Source organism: Enterobacter sp. Taxon_2, assembly GCF_058355295.1.
On sequence record NZ_CM178024.1, the window covers coordinates 2424223 to 2444235 of the forward strand.

General features: G+C 52.4%; 21 protein-coding genes and 1 pseudogene. 13 read left to right on the plus strand and 9 right to left on the minus strand.

The annotated features are described in order from the left end of the window. Positions 1 to 61 precede the first annotated feature (61 nt). The 3 genes from AC4IC4_RS11475 (at position 62) to AC4IC4_RS11485 (ending at position 3275) form a co-directional block, all read left to right on the plus strand. Complete coding sequence (locus AC4IC4_RS11475; protein WP_491471133.1) at positions 62 to 589, plus strand: GNAT family N-acetyltransferase; 528 nt, start codon at positions 62 to 64, stop codon at positions 587 to 589. 118 nt (positions 590 to 707) lie between these two features. Beyond that, the gene (locus tag AC4IC4_RS11480; protein ID WP_491471134.1) at positions 708 to 2159 is read left to right on the plus strand and encodes a tagaturonate reductase; all 1452 of its coding nucleotides are present in this window, start codon (positions 708 to 710) and stop codon (positions 2157 to 2159) included. Positions 2160 to 2360: 201 nt separating this feature from the next. Further along, positions 2361 to 3275, plus strand: a complete 915-nt coding sequence (locus AC4IC4_RS11485) for a bestrophin family protein (protein WP_063142779.1) — start codon at positions 2361 to 2363, stop codon at positions 3273 to 3275. Here AC4IC4_RS11485 and AC4IC4_RS11490 read toward each other — a convergent pair. Next, positions 3263 to 3811 carry a GNAT family N-acetyltransferase gene (locus AC4IC4_RS11490; protein ID WP_252029885.1) on the minus strand — a complete coding sequence of 183 codons (549 nt, stop codon included), beginning with the start codon at positions 3809 to 3811 and terminating at the stop codon, positions 3263 to 3265. The genes AC4IC4_RS11485 and AC4IC4_RS11490 overlap by 13 nt on opposite strands. Positions 3812 to 4037: 226 nt before the next feature. Here AC4IC4_RS11490 and AC4IC4_RS11495 point away from each other — a divergent pair, with 226 nt between their 5' ends. The 6 genes from AC4IC4_RS11495 (at position 4038) to AC4IC4_RS11520 (ending at position 9507) form a co-directional block, all read left to right on the plus strand. Beyond that, positions 4038 to 4508 (plus strand): GNAT family N-acetyltransferase, encoded by a 471-nt coding sequence (locus AC4IC4_RS11495; protein WP_491471135.1) that lies wholly within the window; start codon positions 4038 to 4040, stop codon positions 4506 to 4508. Between the two features lie 12 nt (positions 4509 to 4520). Next, positions 4521 to 4961 (plus strand): GNAT family N-acetyltransferase, encoded by a 441-nt coding sequence (locus AC4IC4_RS11500; RefSeq protein WP_024908474.1) that lies wholly within the window; start codon positions 4521 to 4523, stop codon positions 4959 to 4961. 145 nt (positions 4962 to 5106) lie between these two features. After that, positions 5107 to 6102 carry an alpha/beta fold hydrolase gene (locus AC4IC4_RS11505; protein ID WP_491471136.1) on the plus strand — a complete coding sequence of 332 codons (996 nt, stop codon included), beginning with the start codon at positions 5107 to 5109 and terminating at the stop codon, positions 6100 to 6102. Between the two features lie 44 nt (positions 6103 to 6146). Beyond that, positions 6147 to 6887, plus strand: coding sequence for a response regulator (locus AC4IC4_RS11510; protein WP_032647230.1), 741 nt, complete (start codon positions 6147 to 6149; stop codon positions 6885 to 6887). Then, complete coding sequence (locus tag AC4IC4_RS11515; RefSeq protein ID WP_491471137.1) at positions 6884 to 8182, plus strand: ATP-binding protein; 1299 nt, start codon at positions 6884 to 6886, stop codon at positions 8180 to 8182. Before AC4IC4_RS11510 ends, AC4IC4_RS11515 begins: the two co-directional genes overlap by 4 nt. Before the next feature lie 134 nt (positions 8183 to 8316). Further along, complete coding sequence (locus tag AC4IC4_RS11520) at positions 8317 to 9507, plus strand: cytochrome c biogenesis protein/redoxin (protein ID WP_491471138.1); 1191 nt, start codon at positions 8317 to 8319, stop codon at positions 9505 to 9507. Positions 9508 to 9512: 5 nt separating this feature from the next. Here AC4IC4_RS11520 and tam read toward each other — a convergent pair whose 3' ends face one another. Next, entirely contained in the window at positions 9513 to 10271 is a 759-nt protein-coding gene (gene tam, locus AC4IC4_RS11525) for a trans-aconitate 2-methyltransferase (protein ID WP_024908479.1), read from the minus strand. 440 nt (positions 10272 to 10711) lie between these two features. On the opposite strand from tam, the gene AC4IC4_RS11530 reads away from it, so the two are divergent. Next, entirely contained in the window at positions 10712 to 11350 is a 639-nt protein-coding gene (locus AC4IC4_RS11530) for an acyl-homoserine-lactone synthase (protein ID WP_048991632.1), read from the plus strand. Between the two features lie 14 nt (positions 11351 to 11364). Here the strand turns inward: AC4IC4_RS11530 and AC4IC4_RS11535 are convergent, their stop codons facing one another. Then, positions 11365 to 12057, minus strand: coding sequence for a helix-turn-helix transcriptional regulator (locus AC4IC4_RS11535; protein WP_024908481.1), 693 nt, complete (start codon positions 12055 to 12057; stop codon positions 11365 to 11367). A 305-nt stretch (positions 12058 to 12362) separates the two neighbouring features. Then, complete coding sequence (locus tag AC4IC4_RS11540) at positions 12363 to 12947, minus strand: NUDIX hydrolase (protein WP_024908482.1); 585 nt, start codon at positions 12945 to 12947, stop codon at positions 12363 to 12365. Positions 12948 to 13033: 86 nt separating this feature from the next. Here AC4IC4_RS11540 and AC4IC4_RS11545 point away from each other — a divergent pair, with 86 nt between their 5' ends. Next, positions 13034 to 13807: a DeoR/GlpR family DNA-binding transcription regulator gene (locus tag AC4IC4_RS11545; protein ID WP_491472814.1), complete on the plus strand. Its 774-nt coding sequence runs from the start codon at positions 13034 to 13036 to the stop codon at positions 13805 to 13807. A gap of 38 nt (positions 13808 to 13845) precedes the next feature. On the opposite strand, the gene AC4IC4_RS11550 is transcribed toward AC4IC4_RS11545, so the two are convergent. The 4 genes from AC4IC4_RS11550 to AC4IC4_RS11565 all read right to left on the minus strand — a co-directional run bounded on the left by AC4IC4_RS11550 (position 13846) and on the right by AC4IC4_RS11565 (position 16292). Beyond that, on the minus strand, positions 13846 to 14208 hold the full coding sequence (locus AC4IC4_RS11550; RefSeq protein ID WP_024908484.1) for a TIR domain-containing protein: 363 nt from the start codon (positions 14206 to 14208) through the stop codon (positions 13846 to 13848). A 137-nt stretch (positions 14209 to 14345) separates the two neighbouring features. Then, positions 14346 to 14717: a VOC family protein gene (locus AC4IC4_RS11555; protein ID WP_024908485.1), complete on the minus strand. Its 372-nt coding sequence runs from the start codon at positions 14715 to 14717 to the stop codon at positions 14346 to 14348. 94 nt (positions 14718 to 14811) lie between these two features. Beyond that, complete coding sequence (locus tag AC4IC4_RS11560) at positions 14812 to 15255, minus strand: PACE efflux transporter (RefSeq protein WP_032647236.1); 444 nt, start codon at positions 15253 to 15255, stop codon at positions 14812 to 14814. Positions 15256 to 15329: 74 nt separating this feature from the next. After that, complete coding sequence (locus AC4IC4_RS11565) at positions 15330 to 16292, minus strand: NAD-dependent epimerase/dehydratase family protein (RefSeq protein ID WP_491472815.1); 963 nt, start codon at positions 16290 to 16292, stop codon at positions 15330 to 15332. A 94-nt stretch (positions 16293 to 16386) separates the two neighbouring features. On the opposite strand from AC4IC4_RS11565, the pseudogene AC4IC4_RS11570 reads away from it, so the two are divergent. Both AC4IC4_RS11570 and AC4IC4_RS11575 read left to right on the plus strand, forming a co-directional pair. Beyond that, positions 16387 to 17296, plus strand: a pseudogene (locus AC4IC4_RS11570) (LysR family transcriptional regulator). 372 nt (positions 17297 to 17668) lie between these two features. Next, positions 17669 to 18706 carry an aldo/keto reductase gene (locus AC4IC4_RS11575; RefSeq protein ID WP_491471139.1) on the plus strand — a complete coding sequence of 346 codons (1038 nt, stop codon included), beginning with the start codon at positions 17669 to 17671 and terminating at the stop codon, positions 18704 to 18706. Between the two features lie 179 nt (positions 18707 to 18885). On the opposite strand, the gene AC4IC4_RS11580 is transcribed toward AC4IC4_RS11575, so the two are convergent. Continuing rightward, complete coding sequence (locus AC4IC4_RS11580) at positions 18886 to 19872, minus strand: aldo/keto reductase (RefSeq protein ID WP_491471140.1); 987 nt, start codon at positions 19870 to 19872, stop codon at positions 18886 to 18888. Positions 19873 to 20013: the final 141 nt, after the last annotated feature.

The following is a 20013-nucleotide window of genomic DNA, read 5'->3' on the forward strand; positions in this document are numbered from 1 at the left end:
ATCCGTTTGCGTTAAGAAGATGTTAAATGCACAGTGAGGGTATTCAACGTAAGGAAAAACAATGAATACCTCACTGCAAATCAAAAACCTCACCCGAGACGAAATTCTCACCCACCTTGATGCGCTAGCCGGGATCCTCGAAAATTGTGTGAACGGCGGGGCATCCGTCAGCTTTATGCTTCCCTTTAGCCTGGAGAAGGCCCGCTCTTTCTGGCGCGGCATTGCTGAAAGCGTAGGGCGCAATGAGCGCCTCGTGCTGGCCTGTGTCGACCCGCAGGACGGCGTCATCGGAACGGTGCAGTTAATCACAGACCAGCCGGAAAACCAGCCGCATCGTGCCGATGTGGCGAAGCTGCTGGTTCACGAGAAAGCGCGCCGGAAAGGTGCCGCGATGGCATTGATGGAAGCGCTTGAAGCTGAGGCTCGGGCCGGGAACATTTCGGTTCTGGTACTTGATACCTCCACCGGCAGCGGCGCCGAGACGTTCTACCAGCGCGCCGGATGGCAAAAGGTGGGGGAGATCCCGCGCTATGCCCTTATGCCGGACGGCGCCATGACGGCCACGTCTGTATTTTATAAGTTCTTATGATTATTTTGTACAACTACGCGACGTATTGATCAAAACAGGGTTCCCGGTCGTTAAGTTTTGGTAAGTTATCGTACCAATCTTATCGGGCTGTATGACTAATCATAAAAGGAACCCCCTTGTGAACACGCTCAACCGTCGTGATTTTCCCGGTGCTCAATACCCAGAACGCATCATTCAGTTTGGTGAAGGCAATTTCCTGCGTGCGTTCGTCGACTGGCAAATTGACCTGTTAAATGAACATACCGATCTTAATGCCGGAGTGGTTATGGTCCGTCCTATTCAGAGTGACTTCCCGCCGTCGCTGAGCACTCAGGATGGTTTGTATACCACTATCATTCGCGGCCTGAACGAGCAGGGTGACGCGGTGAGTGAGAGCCGTCTTATCCGCTCGGTTAACCGTGAAATCAGCGTCTACGACGATTATGACGCGTTTCTGAAACTGGCACACAACCCGGATATGCGTTTTGTTTTCTCGAACACCACCGAAGCGGGTATTAGCTACCACGCGGGTGACAGATTCGACGATGCCCCTGCTGCGAGCTACCCGGCAAAGCTGACGCGACTGCTGTTTGAGCGCTTTAACCATTTCAACGGTGCAACGGATAAAGGCTGGATCATCATTCCGTGCGAACTGATTGACTACAACGGTGATGCACTGCGTGAACTCGTCCTGCGCTATGCCCAGGAGTGGTCGCTGCCTGCGGCCTTTATCCGGTGGCTAAATGACGCAAACAGCTTCTGCTCGACGCTGGTTGACCGTATCGTGACCGGTTACCCGCGCGACGAAGCGGCTGTACTTGAAGCTGAGCTGGGTTATCACGATGGGTTCCTTGACACGGCTGAACATTTCTATCTGTTCGTTATCCAGGGGCCGGCATCCCTTGCTCAGGAACTCCGTCTGGATAAGTACCCGTTAAATGTAGTGATTGTCGACGACATCAGGCCCTACAAAGAACGCAAGGTTGCCATTCTGAACGGGGCGCATACGGCGCTGGTGCCGGTCGCCTTCCAGGCCGGGCTGGATACGGTGGGTGAGGCGATGAATGATGCAGAGATCTGCGCATTCGTCGAAAAAGCGATTTATCAGGAGATCATTCCTGTTCTCGATCTGCCGCGTGACGAGCTGGAATCATTCGCCAGTGCGGTAACAGGGCGTTTTCGTAATCCCTACATCCGACACCAGCTGCTTTCCATTGCGCTTAACGGCATGACCAAATACCGCACCCGCATCCTGCCGCAGCTGCTGGCAGGGCAGAAGGCAAGCGGACAACTGCCTGCGCGTCTGACGTTTGCCTTAGCGGCGCTGATCGCGTTTTATCGCGGGGAGCGTAACGGGGAGAACTATCCGGTGCAGGATGACGCATTCTGGCTGCAACGTTATCAGCAGCTCTGGGCGCAGCACCGCGACCAGCAGCTGAGTACCCGTGACCTGGTGCAGTCTGTGCTGAGCGTGAGCGAGCACTGGGAACAGGATCTGACGCAGGTCGCCGGTCTTGTTGACCAGGTCACCCTGGACCTGGATGCCATTCTGCTGAAGGGAATGCGCGCAGCGGTTAAATCCCTTTGCTAATTAGTTGACCCGGCTTCGGCCGGGTTTAATGACACCTTTATTTAGTTACAACATACTATTTGCCCCTTTTTTTAAAACCAGATGCAGCACCGTGCGGTTATTGCTAAGCAGGCGAGAAAATTCAATGTTTCGTTAACATGCTTGCAACTGTGAGGGGGATCACGTTTAATAGCTTCGCTCTTTTCTTTCCTGAAACTCACTATGATTGTTCGTCCTAAACAGCACTGGCTACAACTGATTTTTGTCTGGCACGGTTCGGTACTTCCCAAAATCTACACCCGATTGCTGCTCAACTTCCTGCTTTCTATCGCCGTTATCCTGATGCTGCCGTGGTACACCTCGCTGGGCATCAAATTTACCGTGGCGCCATTTAGCATTCTCGGCGTGGCGATCGCTATCTTTCTGGGTTTCAGAAACAACGCATGTTATTCACGCTACGTTGAGGCTCGCCTGCTCTGGGGACAGCTGATGATAGCGGCACGCTCGCTGTTTCGCGAGGTAAAAAACACGTTACCTGACGATAAGCACCTGGGTGAATTTGTCCGCCTGCAGATTGCTTTTGCCAACTGCCTGCGCATGACCCTGCGGCGGGAGCTGAACGCCGAGCAGCTCTCTCGCTATCTTGCTCCGGATGATTTACGTCACGTGATGAGCGCCAACTCGCCGGCAAACCGTATTTTACTGATCATGGGGGAGTGGCTGGCCGTGCGGCGGCGTAACGGGCAACTCTCAGACATCCTGTTCCACAGTCTGAACAACCGTCTGAACGATATGTCCATCGTCCTTTCCGGGTGCGAACGCATTGCGACAACGCCGGTACCGTTTGCCTATACGCTGATTTTGCACCGCACGGTGTATCTGTTCTGCATCATGCTGCCGTTCGCGCTGGTTGTGGATCTGCACTACATGACGCCCTTTGTCTCGGCGCTGATCTCCTACACCTTTATCTCGCTGGACACCCTGGCGGAAGAGCTGGAAGACCCGTTCGGCACTGAGAATAACGATCTGCCGCTGGACGCCATCTGCAACATGATGGAACGCGATCTGCTGCAGATGAACGATGAAGAGAACATTCCGGAAAGGCTGATGCCGGATAAGCATTATCAGCTGACCTGACGGGCGTTCCACTCGTCGCGGGTGATCTCCCACAGTTCAGAATCCAGCATACCGCTGACGTAGGCTTTTTGTTCCGTTCTGATAAGCCGCATGCCGCTACTGTCTGAAATACGCCGGGAGCGGCTGTTGGCGGCGGCTTTCGGGGCGCGTAATACGGATTTGTTTAGCGTATTGAACCAGTAATCCGTCGCGGCAATGCTGGCCTCGCGCATGTATCCCTGGCCCTGAAACTCCGGGGCCAACCAGAATCCTCGGTTGTTATCTTCCACGTCGTACAGACAGATAATACCCATCAGCGCGTCCGGCACCTCGCGACGACGAATGCTCCAGAACCAGGCAATCCCTTTCGCCATATCCGGCAGCGCCACGTTGTTGACATAGTTTTCCGCACCGTTATCCGGGTAGGGCCAGGGCACGGAAGAGACCATATAGCGGACAATCTCCCAGCGCGGATAAAGCTTTTGAATCTGGGCCGCATCTTCGGCAACCAGCGGTTTTAGCAGCAGGCGTTCTGTCGTGAGCGTCGGTATCGTCATCCGCGGATCTCCATATTTAAGCGTTATGCTTTTGTTTGCGTTCTGGTATTTTCACTTCTATCACATTCTTTTTAGTTGAGTTGTAACTTTTTACAACCAAAACTACCACTCAGTCGCTGACGATATTCTGATGAAGTTTTTTAACCGGACGGGTTTTCCAGGATCTCCTGCAGCATGGCAAAGAGAGGCACGGGAAATGCGGCTAAAAAGCCGTTAAAGAGGTGATATGACGTTACGAAAAGCTAAGCCACAGGAAGCCGAAACGCTCTGGAATATTCGCAACCAGGCGATTCGTCACGGCTGTAAAACCAGTTACGACGCAGAGGTCATTGCGCGCTGGACGCCCGATCTCATGCCCGAACGCTTTCGGAAGATGATCATTGAATACCCTTTTTATGTGGTGGAAGATGAAAAGGGCGATGTTGCGGCAACCGGCTATCTCGATCTGGATACCCATTGCCTGGAGGCGATTTTCACCTTGCCTGCAGCCTTCGGTAAAGGCATGGCGACCCGGATTATTGAGGCACTCAAACAGGAAGCCCGTAGCCGGGGTATAACCCGCCTGACGCTCGATGCGACGCCTAACGCCCAGTCGTTTTATCAGAAGCTGGGGTTTGTTACGCTGAGCGAAAGCTATCATCACTCGCGTATGGCAGGTGTCGATTTACGCTGTTTCGAAATGGCGATCAATTTGTAATGTGAGGAACACATGGCTGTCACGGTAAGACCTCTACGCGCAGACGATTATTCCCAATGGCGACCGCTGTGGGATGGTTACACCCATTTTTATGATTGCTACCTCGAGGAATCCGTCACCGCAGCGACGTGGGAAAGGGCGCTATCAGCGCATTCCCAGATGTTCTGCCGGGTGGTAGAGAAGGACGAAAAGGTCATCGGTTTCGCGATGTGCATTCTGCATGAAGGAACCTGGTCAACGGCTCCCATCTGCTACCTGGAAGATCTGTTTGTTGATGCCGACGAACGCGGAGCGGGTGCAGGTAAGGCGCTTATTGATGCTCTGATTGAGGAAGGCAAGCGCGAAGGGTGGTCGAAACTGTACTGGGTCACCCGGGAGAACAACCCGGCGCGTAAACTCTATGACAAATATGGCGAAGCTGACGATTACGTCCGCTACCGACTCTCCCTTTAAGGCGACAACGCCTGTGTTTGTATCACACTGTATCAGCGTCCCGGATACATACACAGGCTTGCAATAAACCCGCTTTCGCACATATCCGCTATACATTGCAGTGTTGTTATATCCCCGTGAATTGTACTCAACCGGAGATACCAACATGTTTAGCAAACTCACGTACTCAACTCTTGCGCTGACCGTTTCACTTGGCACCGTGATGTCCTGTCAGGCCGAAGTCACCGGCACAAACGTCGCCGCAGCATTTGACCATCCCCAGCAAATCAATGCCGGCGATCTGAATGTCGGCTATGTCGACATTGGTCCGAAAGACGGTCAGCCGGTTATTTTACTGCACGGCTGGCCGTACGATATTCACAGCTATGCCGAGGTTGCACCCGCACTGGCGGCAAAAGGGTACCGGGTCATTGTGCCGTCTCTGCGCGGCTACGGCACCACGCGTTTCCTGTCAGCAAAAACGCCGCGCAACGGCCAGCCTTCGGCGATGGCGAAAGACATCGTCAACCTGATGGATGCCCTGAATATCCGGCAGGCGGTGTTTGCAGGATATGACTGGGGCGCCCGGACGGCGGATATCGTTGCGGCGCTGTGGCCCGAGCGCGTGAAGTCACTCGTTTCAGTGAGCGGGTATCTCATCAGCAGCCAGCAGATTGGCAAACAGCCGTTGCCGCCAAAAGCGGAGCAGCAGTGGTGGTATCAGTTCTATTTCTCTACCGCGCGTGGTGCTGAAGGCTATGCCAAAAACACGCATGACTTCGCCCGTTTAATCTGGTCTCAGGCCTCACCTGACTGGAAATTTAGCGATGCGGTCTTTAACACCAGCGCCAAATCCCTCGATAACCCGGACCACGTCGCGGTGACGCTCAGTAATTATCGCTGGCGTTTAGGGCTGGAAAAAGGCGAGCGCAAATACGACCGCTATGAGCAAAAACTGGCCACGCTGCCGAATATCACCGTACCAACGATCACCATCGAAGGCGGCAACAACGGCGCGCCGCATCCGGCACCGCAGGTCTATGCGGCTAAATTTACCGGCAAATATGAGCACCGCACCTTCGGCGCAACCGTAGGGCACAACCCGCCTCAGGAAGATCCGCAGGATTTCGTCAAGGCAGTTATCGACGCGGATAAGCTGTGAAATGTGCTATTTTCAGTACGTTACCCTTCGGTCTGGAGAGTTCGGTGGAACATATTGACCACATCCTTGTCGTCGATGACGACAGAGATATTCGTGAACTGATTGTCGATTATCTCGGTAAGTCTGGCTATCGCGCGACGGGCGCGGCCAACGGCAAAGAGATGCGTAGCGTACTGGATAAACAGCATATCGACCTGGTGGTGCTGGACGTCATGATGCCCGGCGATGACGGTCTCACGCTATGCCGGCAGCTACGCAGCGGCAAACATAAAGATCTGCCCATCCTGATGCTGACGGCCCGCAATGAGGAGACGGACAGGATCCTGGGTCTGGAGATGGGTGCGGATGACTACGTGGTGAAGCCGTTTGTCGCGCGTGAGCTTCTGGCACGCATTAAAGCGATTTTACGGCGTTTTCGCACGATGCCGCCCAATCTACAGGTGACAGAAGCAGGGCGGCTGGTGATGTTCGGTGAATGGCAGCTCGATACCGTCGCTCGCCACTTAATCGACCCGGAAGGGGTGATTGTGGCGCTCAGCGGGGCGGAGTATCGTCTGCTGCGCGTTTTCCTGGACCATCCGCAGCGCGTGCTGACCCGTGACCAATTGCTCAATCTGACACAGGGGCGTGACGCCGAGCTGTTTGAACGTTCTGTCGACCTGCTGGTGAGCCGGGTTCGCCAGCGTCTCAATGAAGATGCCCGCACGCCCGCCTATATCAAAACCGTGCGCAGCGAAGGCTATGTCTTTACGATGCCGGTGACCATCAAAGAGGTTAACGAATGACGCTCTGGCCACGCTCGCTGCTGGCCCGTTTGCTTATCGTCGTGCTGCCCGGTTTGCTGCTGGCTAACGCCCTGAGCCTGACGCTGGTCATGATTGAACGCATGCACAGCGCCCGCACGGTGATGCTCGGTAATCTGGAAAACGACGTCGCAACCAGCGTCGCCATTTTAGACCGCTTACCGGCCAGCGAACGCGCCGCCTGGCTGCCGCGGCTTGAACGGGGTAACTATCGCTATATTCTGGGCACAGGGGAACCCGGCGCAGCGCCGACGGATAAGCGTTCGCAGGATGCTATCCGAACCTTAAAAGCGACGCTCGCGGCACAATATCCTCTCAGCTTCACCGCCGTTCCCGGCGCCATTTCACATATCCAGGCGCATCTAACGTTAAGAGACGGCTCGCCGCTGACCATTGACCTCATCCCGCGCATGCCGCCCGTCGCCAGCTGGTTACCCGTTGTGCTCATCCTTCAGCTGCTGCTCCTGGCGGCCTGCTCCTGGATCGCCGTGCGGCAGGTGGTTCGGCCTTTTTCACAATTTACCCGCGCGGTGGATTCACTTGATCCGGCGGCCAGCACGCCAATGACGGAGAAAGGGCCGCTGGAGCTGCAGCGCGCAGCCCATGCCTTCAACGCCATGCAGGCGCGCATTCAGTCTTATCTCAGGGAGCGCGCACAGATCCTGGCCTCTATTTCTCACGATCTCCAGACGCCCATTACCCGCATGAAGCTTCGTGTAGAAATGACGGAGCAGCCTGAACTGCGGGACAAGCTCTTAAACGACCTTGATAACATGTCGCGTCTGGTGCGGGAGGGTATTGCGTATGCCCGGTCATCAGAATCACTGGAAGAGACGTCACTGAAGCTGGAATTGAACGCCTGGGTCAACAGCATCGCCAGCGATTATCAGGACATTGGTAAAAACGTGCAGTTTCAGGCAAACGAAGTCCGTTTGCCGATCGTCACGCGTCCGCAGGCGCTTCGTAGAGTGATGTCTAATCTACTGGATAATGCCCTGAAGTTCGGCAACTGTGCCGTCATTGCCATTGATGATTCGTCTGCCGAAGAGGTGGTGATTCATATTGTGGACGACGGACCGGGAATACCCGAAGCCGAGCTGGAGGCGGTTCTGCAGCCGTTTTATCGTGTTGAAACCTCGCGTAACCGCGATACCGGCGGGACAGGACTCGGCCTGGCGATTGCCGCGCAGCTAACCGCACAGCTGGAAGGAAAACTCAGGCTGGCGAACCGAGCCGGGGGCGGACTGGATGTCGCCATTACGCTGCCGCGCCGTTAATTGTACCGCTCTGTATCTCCCGGCGTGGGGATACAGAGCCAGACAAAACCAGCGTTTTTACACATATCCTGAACATATCCGCACGATGAAATAGCCTCACTGCAGTGTCGCAGGACGTGTAATGTGAGGTCATTATGTTTCTGGTAATCGCTTTTCTGGGCGGGATGATAAGCCTGCTCAGCCCATGTACGCTCCCGGTTATTCCACTCCTGTTCGCCGGTTTCCAGGGGCAACGACGCCATATTCTGGCCCTGCTCGCCGGGATGGTCGTGATGTTCACCCTGGTGGCGATGGTCATCACCGTCGCCAGCGAGTGGATAACAGCGGCAACCATTGTTGGGCGCTGGATCGCCATCGTCATTCTGGCCACCGCCGCGCTGGCCTTAATTTTCCCGTCTTTCGCCCAGCGTATCGCGGGACCGGCCGTCAGCGCGGGAAATGTTCTCAACACCCGAAGCGGGCAAACGCGCGGAATGGCATCGGCTTTTCTGGCCGGGCTTGCGGTCGGGCTACTCTGGTCTCCCTGCGCGGGCCCCATCCTGGGCGCTATTTTCAGCATTAATATCGCGGGCCACTCGGCCATCGCCACGGGCGCACTGCTCGCTGCCTATGGCAGCGGATGCGCGCTGATGCTGGGCCTGCTCGTTATCGGCAGCCGCACGCTGATGACACCGTTAAGGGCAAAGTCTGCGCTGATGGCGAAGCTCCGTCAGGGGGCAGGAGTTGCAATGTTAGCGGCAGTCGTCCTGAACGCGACGGGGATAACCTCGCTGCTGAAAGGGGCTAACGGCGTCGCAGACCGTCTTGAGACCGCGCTCTTAAATATGGCAAAACCCACAACCGCGCCGGTGAAGCTCCAGCCGGTGGCGATCGCTGAGCCCAGCAGCCAGCTGCCTTCGTTAAGCGGGGGAACAGGGTGGATTAACGGTGACCCTGTCACGTCTGAAGCATTACGAGGGAAGGTGGTGTTGATTGATTTCTGGACGTGGGATTGCGTTAACTGCCAGCACACGCTCCCGCATGTGCGAGACTGGGCCACGAAGTATCAGTCGCAGGGCCTGGTGGTGATTGGGGTTCACACCCCAGAATACCCCTGGGAAAAACCGCTTTCGTCGGTACAAAAGGCAGTAACGAAATGGCAGTTGCCGTATCGGGTTGTGACGGATAACAACTATCAAATCTGGAATGCGTTCGGCAACCAGTACTGGCCAGCGCATTACTACTTTGATGCCAAAGGGCAGCTGCGCTATACCGCCTTTGGCGAGGGTGATTATGCGCAGCAGGAAAAGGTTATCCAGCAGTTGCTCAAAGAAGCCCGCTTATAATCGGATCAGGGCTGGCGTTGAGCCACGATAAACAACCGAGGAAAAGCCAGCAGTATCTGCCCGTTTTCCTGAAGCGGATACTGCTCTTCCAGCAGTTCATGGTAGCGTTTCAGGAAACGTTTCTGCTCGCTCTCGTTCAGTTCCTGGAGCCAGGGGCGCAGGCCGGTGGCGCTTACCCAGTCAATAATGGCCTGATGAGAGCTCATTTTGTGATAATAGGTTGTCCGCCAGATATCCACGTCACAGCCAGCCTCCGAGAGAATATCGTAATAAGCATGTATACCCGGCAGAGGTTCGCGGCCACGGTCCGGGTAGTCTTGCTCCAGCGCCACTTCACGCATCGCCACATGGGTGGGTTCCAGCCAGTTATCAGGCATCTGGATCGCCAGCACGCCATTTAACTTAAGCAGGGAGACAAGATGAGGCAGGAGATCGTAATGGTCCGGAACCCATTGCAGCGACGCGTTAGCATAAATCAGGCTCAGCGGCTGGCCAGGCTTGTACTGACGGATATCGGCCTCAACAAAGTGGCAGTCAGGTAAGGCAGCGCGTGCTTCCTCGAGCATGGCAGGGGAGTTATCGACGCCGGTGATGTGAGCAGAAGGCCAGCGATGCTTTAACAGCGCCGTGCTGTTACCTGGCCCACAGCCCAGATCGGCGATAGTAGCGGCTTCATCAAGAGGAATTCTGGCGAGCAATTCGGCGGCTGGACGCGTTCTTTCTGCGCCAAATTGCAGGTAAAGAGAAGGGTTCCAGTCGGCCATCATCAATTCTCCGTTTTGCATGATTCTGCAAGAATAGCACAGGCAGATACCTGCAAAGCGGTACCGGCCAGGGTTTTGGGCGGATGAAGTCAGCAGATTCTGTAAAATGAAGGGGAAGGTGGGAAAAATAAGCAATCGGAAATATTACCCCTTAAAAGATTAAGGGGCAATGTTTTTATTGTAATTACTTTATGATTATTGTTTTTTATTATTTTATCGGCAAAGTGCTTCTTATGCTCTGTACCCGAAACTTTAAATATTAGATAATCATCGATGGGTATATCCCTGGTGTTTCGTAGGTCTTTGACCTCCTGACCGCTTAGTTTTGCGAGAACTTCGTGGTCAGGTACTTTTTAAGTATAGGGAATATGCGGCACAATGAAAGCTGTCCTAAAAGACAGGTGATGATAGTTTCAGGTGTTATTATCAGGAACAAGAGCATGATTTCTGTCATTGAATTTTTTTTACACGACTACGATGATTTACCCCCAGCACTAGCGCACGAACTCTACCGACTCAGAAGAAAAACCTTTCGGGACCGACTCGACTGGAAAGTGGAATGCGTCGAAGGGATGGAAAAGGATCAATTTGATTCCCATAACACGACATACTTACTGGGTATGTATGATGGTCAGCTGTTATGCGGCGCGCGATTTATTAACTCAACGCAGCCGACAATGATAAGCGAAATCTTTCACAATTATTTCGATAATCCCATTGTTTTTCCAGCCGATGTTCCCTGCTGTGAAGTGAGTCGTTTATTTTTAGATAAAGAAACACGAGACTCTGCAAGTTTGCAGGGCGTGCCCGCCAGTAAAGCATTGTTTCTTGCAATGAATATTTATTGCATAAAGAATAAATATCACGGAATGTACGCAGTAGCCAGTCGCGGTATGTATGCCATATTTCGGCATGCGAACTGGAAAGTTGAAGTTATTCAGCGCGGTGTTTCTGAAAAAGGGGAGGTTATTTACTATATTTATATGCCTGCCAGCACCCGCGTTATTGAAGATATTATTAGTAAAGACAAATCCAGCCACTGGCTTCGCGAAATGCTCGGGCATTTACGCTATCTATAACCAGTGTCTGAGGGTCAGTCGTCCAGTAACCGGAGTTCTGTTCCAAGCTTTATTGCATGTCTGGCATTATTCACACCGAGTTTTTTCATTATATTGCCCATATGGAATTTAACGGTGCGTTCAGCAATAGATAAAATAACAGAAATTTCTGCATAGGTTTTTCCGGCGCTGACCCATTTGAGGATTTGTCGCTCACGTGGCGACAAGAACACATTCTTTTTCTGCTGATGCTGACTATACAGATTGAGTGTCTTCTGATGTAACTGAACAAGGAAGCGTAGAAATTGCGGCCGATATTTCTCTATGTCAATACCAGAATGCTTAGGACTGATGACGGATAAGACAACAAGATTATTCAGATAGTCATGCAGAGGAAAAGTCTGCCCCTGGTATATATCATACTGAACGCTTTCGTCGAAAATGCGTGTCAGGTTATAACCATCCGACAGGACGACATCGCTTTCCCAGAAAAAGTCTTCAACACAGCGCAAAGCCCGAATAATGACAGGGTCAATGAACTGATATTTTCTTTCAAGGTAGATATTAAACCACTCAGGACTGTTATTGAGTATCCTCATCTGTGAAGGATCTTTCTTGTTCATAATAGCGTAGGCAAAGACGATCCCTTTGAAGTCCTCAAAAAACGCGTCCAGCTCACTCTGAATTAGCGTATTGATCGTTATGTCGTTGTAATATGTATCCTTCACGTGAGTTGCTGCCTCCTGTTCGAGTGGAGGAGCAAGTATAATATGCTTCGTTATCTGTAGCGAGTCGCATTTTAATCCAGTCAACAGATAAGACAGGCTACCTCTGCAGGCAGCCTTGTGAACGTTTGGCATTTTTGAATGGTAAATGCAGATGACTCAGGGAAATGTTTATGATTTTATCGAATTTCGAAATCGTTCACTAAATATAGTAGGCTGCAAAATTTAGGAGGTTTCCCGCATTCCATCCGCGTAACGGACAAGCGTACCAACTCATGCACCTTCAAATCAGGATTCAAACCAGTAGGTTACAGAATACCTTTAAGGGCCACATGATAAAGCAGCATGATGGTTTTCCCGTCGACGATTTTACCCGTCTCAATGCCTCGTAATGCCTCTTCAAGCGTCATTTCCAGCACGTCGATATCTTCTCCTTCCGCCTTGATCCCACCGCCAGCGCCGGTTCTGTCTCTCGGCTGGTACTCGGCAAGGTAAAAATAGAGCTTTTCCGTAACGGAGCCCGGGCTCATATAGGCTTCAAAAATTTTCTGCACGCGTGAAACGTGAAATCCGGTCTCTTCTTCCGCTTCTGCTTTGATGCGGCTCTCGGGATCCATGTTGTCCAGCAACCCCGCAGCGGCTTCAATTAGATTGTCCTCATGGCCGTTGATAAAGACGGGGAAGCGGAACTGGCGAGTCAGGATCACCGTCTTTTTATCACGGTTGTAGAGCAAAATCGTCGCGCCGTTGCCACGGTCGTAGACTTCCCGCTGCTGCCGCTGCCATTCGCCATCACGTCGCTGCAGGTCGAAGGTGTATTTTTTAAGGACGTACCAGTTATCTGACAGTGTTTCACTGTTAATGATGCGCACATCTGCACGTTTCGATTGCACGTTTGTTCCTCCTTACGTAGAGTAATTATCATAAACAGCATTATCGTGCATTTACAAGATAGAACATGCAATTTCAGGAATTCATGATGCTCACCAGTCAACGAAAACAATTGATCCTCGAAAAGCTCGGTGCCGAAGGTCAGGTCCAGTCAAAAGCGCTCAGCATTCTCTTTGACGTCTCTGAAGACACCATCCGGCGCGATCTGCGCGAGCTGGCGGGAGAAGGGCGTTTGCAGCGGGTTCACGGTGGCGCGCTGCCGTCATCTTCCGCGATTGCTCCGTTTGCTGAACGGCAATCCGTGAAAATGGATGCGAAAAAAAGGGTGGCCCGCAAAGGCGCGCAGCTGATTTCATCAGGCCAGGTGGTGATCGTCGATGGTGGCACGACAACGTCGGAGCTGATTACATTTCTCCCTCCCGAGCTTCGTATCACTGTGGTGACGCACAGCCCGAGCATTGCCCTGGGGCTTGTCGATCATCCGTCCATTGAAGTGATTCTGATCGGCGGTCGCTTGTATAAACACTCTATCGTTGCGGTCGGCGCTGCGGCCATCGAAGGCATCGAAAATATTCATGCAGACCTGTTCTTTATGGGCGTGACCGGGATCCATCCTGAAGCTGGATTAACGACCGGTGATTTCGAAGAGGCGTGCATCAAACGTGCATTTTCCGGCAGAGCCGCGGAGACTGTTGTTCTGGCTTCTCCGGAAAAGATCAACACAGCGTCTTCGTTTGTGATTGGTGATGTGTCATCGGTGAATACCATCGTCGTGGAAGACAATACCGATAAGGACTGGATCCGCGCAGTATCAGAAAAGGGGGTATCCGTCGTGTTAACCTCAGATCGTGATACTGTCTGACAGCCAGCCTGAGAGCACAGCATGGCTGTCGGTTTTCCTTAAGCCTCAGGAATGTCCTCAAGCGCGGTATAAACCCTGAGGCCGTATTTTCTGGCGACCTCAATGTCCATATCGGCACCTTTAGATGCACCGGCGATACGATAAATTGCATCGCATTTAGCTATGAGCCGGTGAGCAACGGGGTAGAGCATCGCTTCGCTGATTTCATCACCAACGGTTTTCGAGCCAGCGGCCTTTGCCAACGGCAAAGCAAGCCATTCACCTATGATCGGAATGTGACCACGCTGGTAAACGGCTAATGCTGCGCTTTCGAGACGCGCCAGATTCTCATCAATGCGCGCCTGAACGCCGTCGGTTCCGCTGCGGTAGGGGCCGGCAATTAGAATCAACTGTTGTGTCATAAATACCTCTGTCAGTGTTATTGCACGAAGCTGCACGATTACAGATCATACCTTACGGGATTAATGTGACTTAATGAAGTACTTTCGTGCACAATCGTGCAAATAGACGCATGACAGATATTTAATGACATCTGACGCTACAGACTCTGCGGCGCATGGCACACCGCCTCGATATTATGACCATCAGGCGAGATGACAAACGCGGCATAGTAATTTTCACCGTATGATCTCAACCCCGGCCCGCCGTTATCACGTCCTCCGGCGCGCAGTGCAGCATGGTAAAAATCATCAACCTGCTGACGCGTATTGGCCACAAACGCCAGATGCAGAGGCGCGGGTTTGTCATTTGTATGGAAAAGGCAAAGTGAAACATCGCCGGAACTCATTTCTACACCATACTCCGGCGTGCCTTCATCGATGAGTTCTACACCAAGCGGGCGAAGCGCCTCGAGGAAGAAGGTTTTACTTTTTTCATAATCGCTGACGCCGAATTTCACATGATCAAACATTATCGACTCCTGAAAAGAGATAGAGAAATGAAGAGTATAGGAGGTGAGTGGAGTCGAAGATGATCAAAGTCGTGTCAATGTGACTGATATCTCGCTACATAACAGACCGTTTACGTCCAACAAACGTCCAGCGCAGATAGTCGTAAAGCCAGTTAAACAGCATCGTGTATGGCAGGAAAAACAGTACAAGACCAATCTCAACAAAAAATGCCTCAGTCATTGTAAGATTCAGCATAATCATCGCGACAGGCATTAAGGTTATGATGAGTCCCGTTTCAAAACCTACCGCATGGATCGCACGAATGAGAAATGTTCTTTCAAACTGGTATTTTTTCTGCAGGGAATCAAAGAGCTTATTAAAAATAAAATTCCAGACCGTTGCGGTAAGTGCGGATATGACGGACAACGAGCCTGACTGGAGTACCGACACATTCATCAGCCAGGCAAGTGAAAGGGCAATAATAACGTTGGCCGTCACCTCAAAAATGACAGCATGGAAGATTCTCTCTTTAACACTTTTATTTAATTCAATTTCCATTTGATTAGGGCTGCGTTTTTCAAAAGCTTAAGTATATCAGACATCTTTCAACTCTTTCTAAACAGCAGGTTATGTTAAATACAGCCCAAACCAACTAATGTGGAATGTACGGCCTCATTAAGAGGGGTCTGCGGTTCGTGACCTAAAAAGGCAATCAGTTTTGAATTATCCATCTCTATTGTCTGCTCCCAAAGATAACGCATCTCCCGCATTTCATGCAGCGTGGTGTTAAAGGGACTCATCGCAGAGATAAGCCACCAGGGAAACGACTTCACCTTCGCCGTAATACCGGCACGTTCCGCGACGTGCTTTATGGCTGCGGTCATCGCTGTCCCATCAGGATCCCAATACCCGCGCATATGGAAACGGGCCAACGGTTCGAGTTCATCCCGACGCGCCAACAGTGCTGCGAGCGTTTCGGCGACATCCGGCAGATAAGCCCACTGGTGGCCTGCGCCGGTTTTCCCGGGGTTTTTAATGACCTGCGGTGGATGCCCCGGTTTGACCAGTCCCTGTGAAAACCAGTTGTTGCCAGCATGGGGACCAAAAAAGTCTCCAGCCCGCAAAATCAGCACCTTTCCGCCACGCTGTGCATAGGCTGCGAGTTCCTGCTCCATTTGCGCGCGTATGGCGCCTTTTCGAGTAACCGGATTCTGAGGGGAATCCTCGCGTAAGAGGGGAAAAGCATCCGGACCGTAGTTATAAATCGTGCCCGGCAGAACGATTAATGCACCGTTTTTCTCCGCTGCGCTGATGGTGTTATGCAGCATGGGCAAAACGAGCTGTTCCCAGTTTCGATAACCCGGCGGGTTAACGGCATGGACAATCACACTGCATTCTGACGCCGCCGCCTCAACCTGTTCAGCATTCAGCGCATCTCCGCTTATCCACGAAATGCTATTGTTGCGATCGGCATTTTGCGGAGTGCAGCGGCGCAATGCACGCACATCCCATTCGTCCCGGTTCAATTTACGGGCTATTTCGCCACCGATCCCACCCATTGCGCCCAGTATTAGTACCTTATTTGTGCTTTTCATCATCTGACCCTTATTGGATATCTGCTTGACATCTTAATGACCGCACGGGCTAAATGTAATTGCATAATATAAGCCAGCAGGTATGCATTTTTGTATGAAGCTAAATATCCCGTGGGAATGGTATCGCACATTTTTGGCCGTGATGAGGGAAGGGTCTCTGTCAGGGGCCGCACGCAGGCTTGCCATTACCCAGCCAACCGCCGGACGTCATATTGCAGCACTGGAATCAGCCCTAGGCCTTGTTTTATTTACACGTTCACAAACAGGATTGCAGGCTACGGACGCAGCCGTCGAGCTGAAGGGCCATGCACAAGCGATGGAAAATACGGCCATGATGATTGAGCGGTCAGCTGCCAGTTTCAGCTCCGGCGCAGCCGGATTACGAGGCGTGGTGCGCGTTGCCGCAAGTGAAATCATCGGCACTGAGGTTCTGCCTCCAGTGATTGCACAAATAAAGGAGGCATACCCGCAAATAACCGTTGAACTGGTTCTGTCTAACCGCGTTCAGGATTTACTGAACCGGGAAAGCGGATATTGCTGTACGCATGACCACACCGGTGCAGGAGCAACTGATTGCTCGTCGGATGGGCAGGATTGAAATAGGTCTGCATGCCGCGCCAGCCTATGTGTCACGACATGGAGCACCGGAAAGTATTGATGCGTTATTCACCCATACGCTTGTGGGTTTCGATAGTATGACGCCCTTTATTTTACAGGCACTTAAACAGTACCCACAGCTAAACCGCGAGCTGTTTACCGTGCGAACCGACAGCGATATTGCACAATTAAACCTCATACGTGCCGGAGCAGGTATCGGTATGTGCCAGGTGCATCTGGCCGATTTTTCTCCGCCGTTACAGAGGATAATGCCTGATTTCTTTGCATTTCATCTCGACACCTGGCTGGTGATGCATGAAGATTTACGCCACAGCCAGGCCTGTAAAACGGTGTTTGATTTTCTTGCAGAGGGTTTACAGGCTTATATCAACAGGGAAAAACGGTAAGTAAACCTGGGAAGAACAGTACCGTTAAGCTGGCATGCGCTGGACGCGCTGTGAGATAGCCGGCGTAGACGCTTGCAGAAGCCAGGCCAACACGATGTCCGCAAAACTCCAGATTTTCCCTGACTCCATATTGGTGCGCATAATGTATATTATGTTAAATTGACTTCGTGGGTCTATTCTCCATGGTGCTCTCATGCAGCAACAGAAATCAGGACGTTGGTGTCCTCCCTTCTCGATAAAATCCACTGTCGATGACAAACCATTTGTGAGAAAAACTCACAGCACCATTCGATAGCACATGCTGGTACCCTTCATGCCAGTGCAATAACCTGTCGCATACAGAATTGCTGGCAATAAAAGAAGGAACACCGAATGAAGTATGTGAATCTGGGTCGTAGCGGTTTGAAAGTCTCCCGTCTTTGTCTCGGTTGTATGAGCTATGGTGACCCCGAACGTTTGCCTCAACCCTGGTCCCTGGATGAAAAGGCGTCACGTCCGCTCATTCGTCAGGCGCTTGAAGCTGGCATTAATTTTTTTGATACCGCAAATATCTACTCGGGCGGAAGTTCAGAAGAGATCACGGGAAAAGCGCTGAGAGAAATGGCCAGACGCGATGAGATCGTTGTGGCGACAAAGACCTTCTTTCCGTGGCGCAACTCACCCAATACCGGGTTTCTTTCCCGCAAGGCCATTTTTCAGTCTATTGACGATAGCCTGATGCGCTTAGGTATGGATTATGTGGATCTCTTTCAGATTCACCGCTTTGACCACTCCACGCCTGTTGAAGAGACCATGGAGGCTCTGCATGACCTCGTAAAATCAGGAAAAGTACGTTATATCGGCGCATCATCTATGGAAGCCTGGCGCTTTGCAAAAATGCAGCATACTGCAGAGCGTAACGGCTGGTCCCGATTTATTACGATGCAACCGCAATATAACCTGCTTTACCGGGAAGAAGAGCGCGAGATGCTGCCCCTGTGTGAAGACCAGGGCGTTGGTGTGATCCCCTGGAGTCCGATGGCACGCGGCAGGCTCACGCGCGACTGGAGTGTCACGTCCCGACGAACGCAAAACGATGCCTTTGCGTTGAAAATGTATGAGAACGCAGCCCTTCTGGATAAGCCCGTTATTGATGTTGTTGCCAGCATTGCCGAAAAGCACGCTGTGCCAAGAGCTCATGTTGCAATTGCCTGGCTGTTATCAAAATCCGTCATCACAGCACCGATCATTGGCGCAACGAAACCAGAACATCTTTCCACGGCTATCAGCGCGCTGGACTTTTCACTTAGCGATGCAGAAATCACGGAACTCGAGGCACACTATCTGCCGCACCCTGTTGACGGGATCATTCCCCCGCTTCCGGATACGCCGCCTTCCCTCACGCCGCCTTCAGCAATCCAGAACTGTTAACACCCTGCCCTGGCCCGGCGTTGCCGGGTCTCCCAGACCACTCATTCCCGGTCACTGATGTGAAAAGGGATACGGTGCCGGCGCGAATGCGCCCGGTACGGAAGCAGAATGCTGGTCATGCATCATCTTGCTCATAAACTGAAACTCCCTATAACAAAGAAAGGATTCTAATTGAGTCATTACCAGGCATAAGCCTGGGGCGCTTCACCTCCGGGTCCGGGCCAGATTTCGTCGAGACAGCTCATGGTGTCGTCTGATAGCGTGATTGTCGTTGCGTGAAGCGCCTGATGGAGTTGTTCGACCGTACGAGGCCCGATAAGTGGAGCAGTAACGACAGGATTCTGCAGGAGCCACGCAAGCGCCACATCGGAAGGGGTTTCGCCGAGGTCCTCACATAATCCTTCGTAGGCTTCCAGCTGCGGACGGTGCTGTTCAATTAGACGGGCAAACGCGGGCCTTGCACGGCGCCCGCTTGCCATCTTTTTCAGTGCGCCACCAAGCAACCCTCCTGCAAGTGGGCTCCAGGGAATCACTCCCAGGCCAAAATGGCGGCATGCGGGAATGACCTCCAGCTCAACAGTCCGGGCAGTCAGATTGTAGAGACTTTGCTCAGTAACCAGGCCCAGAGAATGACGAGCCGTGGCAACTGACTGCGCAGTCGCAATGTCCCAGCCCGCGAAATTGCTGCTACCGATATAAAGCACTTTTCCCTGCTGAACAAGGAGTTCCATGGCCTGCCAGACCTCTTCCCATGGCGTATAGCGATCGATGTGATGCATCAGATAGACGTCAATATGGTCCGTCTTAAGCCGTCGCAAACTGTCCTCGCAGCCCTTGCGAATATGATAAGCAGAAAGACGGCGATCGTTCGGACCTGGCCCCATAGGCTGATAGACTTTCGTCGCCAGAACAATACGGTCACGGCGGCCCCCCTGCTGGAGCCAGCGACCAATAATCTCTTCGGACAGCCCCGAGCCTTGCTGGATATCGGGTGATTGTTCAGTGCCATACACGTCTGCTGTATCAATGAAATTTATACCCGCCTCAAGCGCTTCATCCAGAATGCGGGCGCTGGTTTTCTCGTCGGTGACGTCACCAAAATTCATGGTTCCGAGACAAAGGCGGCTGACTTTCAGGCCGGTGCGGCCAAGATGCGTATAGTTCATACACGGCTCCGTTAGGTGAATGTTCCGCCCTGACCGACGGCCAGAGCGCATAATTTTCAAGAATAACGAAGCACAACGTGTTCAGTGAGAGGCGATGAGCGGATGGACTTGTGAAATAAATTCAGCAACGGATTAGCGCTA

Coding starts and splice junctions, on each gene's coding strand:
- AC4IC4_RS11530 (WP_048991632.1), top strand. CDS start 10,712: ATGATTTCTGTCATTGAATTTTTTTTACACGACTACGATGATTTACCC.
- AC4IC4_RS11565 (WP_491472815.1), bottom strand. CDS start 16,292: ATGAAAAGCACAAATAAGGTACTAATACTGGGCGCAATGGGTGGGATC.
- AC4IC4_RS11520 (WP_491471138.1), top strand. CDS start 8,317: ATGTTTCTGGTAATCGCTTTTCTGGGCGGGATGATAAGCCTGCTCAGC.
- AC4IC4_RS11485 (WP_063142779.1), top strand. CDS start 2,361: ATGATTGTTCGTCCTAAACAGCACTGGCTACAACTGATTTTTGTCTGG.
- AC4IC4_RS11555 (WP_024908485.1), bottom strand. CDS start 14,717: ATGTTTGATCATGTGAAATTCGGCGTCAGCGATTATGAAAAAAGTAAA.
- AC4IC4_RS11505 (WP_491471136.1), top strand. CDS start 5,107: ATGTTTAGCAAACTCACGTACTCAACTCTTGCGCTGACCGTTTCACTT.
- AC4IC4_RS11580 (WP_491471140.1), bottom strand. CDS start 19,872: ATGAACTATACGCATCTTGGCCGCACCGGCCTGAAAGTCAGCCGCCTT.
- AC4IC4_RS11495 (WP_491471135.1), top strand. CDS start 4,038: ATGACGTTACGAAAAGCTAAGCCACAGGAAGCCGAAACGCTCTGGAAT.
- AC4IC4_RS11575 (WP_491471139.1), top strand. CDS start 17,669: ATGAAGTATGTGAATCTGGGTCGTAGCGGTTTGAAAGTCTCCCGTCTT.
- AC4IC4_RS11545 (WP_491472814.1), top strand. CDS start 13,034: ATGCTCACCAGTCAACGAAAACAATTGATCCTCGAAAAGCTCGGTGCC.
- AC4IC4_RS11500 (WP_024908474.1), top strand. CDS start 4,521: ATGGCTGTCACGGTAAGACCTCTACGCGCAGACGATTATTCCCAATGG.
- tam (WP_024908479.1), bottom strand. CDS start 10,271: ATGGCCGACTGGAACCCTTCTCTTTACCTGCAATTTGGCGCAGAAAGA.
- AC4IC4_RS11560 (WP_032647236.1), bottom strand. CDS start 15,255: ATGGAAATTGAATTAAATAAAAGTGTTAAAGAGAGAATCTTCCATGCT.
- AC4IC4_RS11515 (WP_491471137.1), top strand. CDS start 6,884: ATGACGCTCTGGCCACGCTCGCTGCTGGCCCGTTTGCTTATCGTCGTG.
- AC4IC4_RS11475 (WP_491471133.1), top strand. CDS start 62: ATGAATACCTCACTGCAAATCAAAAACCTCACCCGAGACGAAATTCTC.
- AC4IC4_RS11550 (WP_024908484.1), bottom strand. CDS start 14,208: ATGACACAACAGTTGATTCTAATTGCCGGCCCCTACCGCAGCGGAACC.
- AC4IC4_RS11490 (WP_252029885.1), bottom strand. CDS start 3,811: ATGACGATACCGACGCTCACGACAGAACGCCTGCTGCTAAAACCGCTG.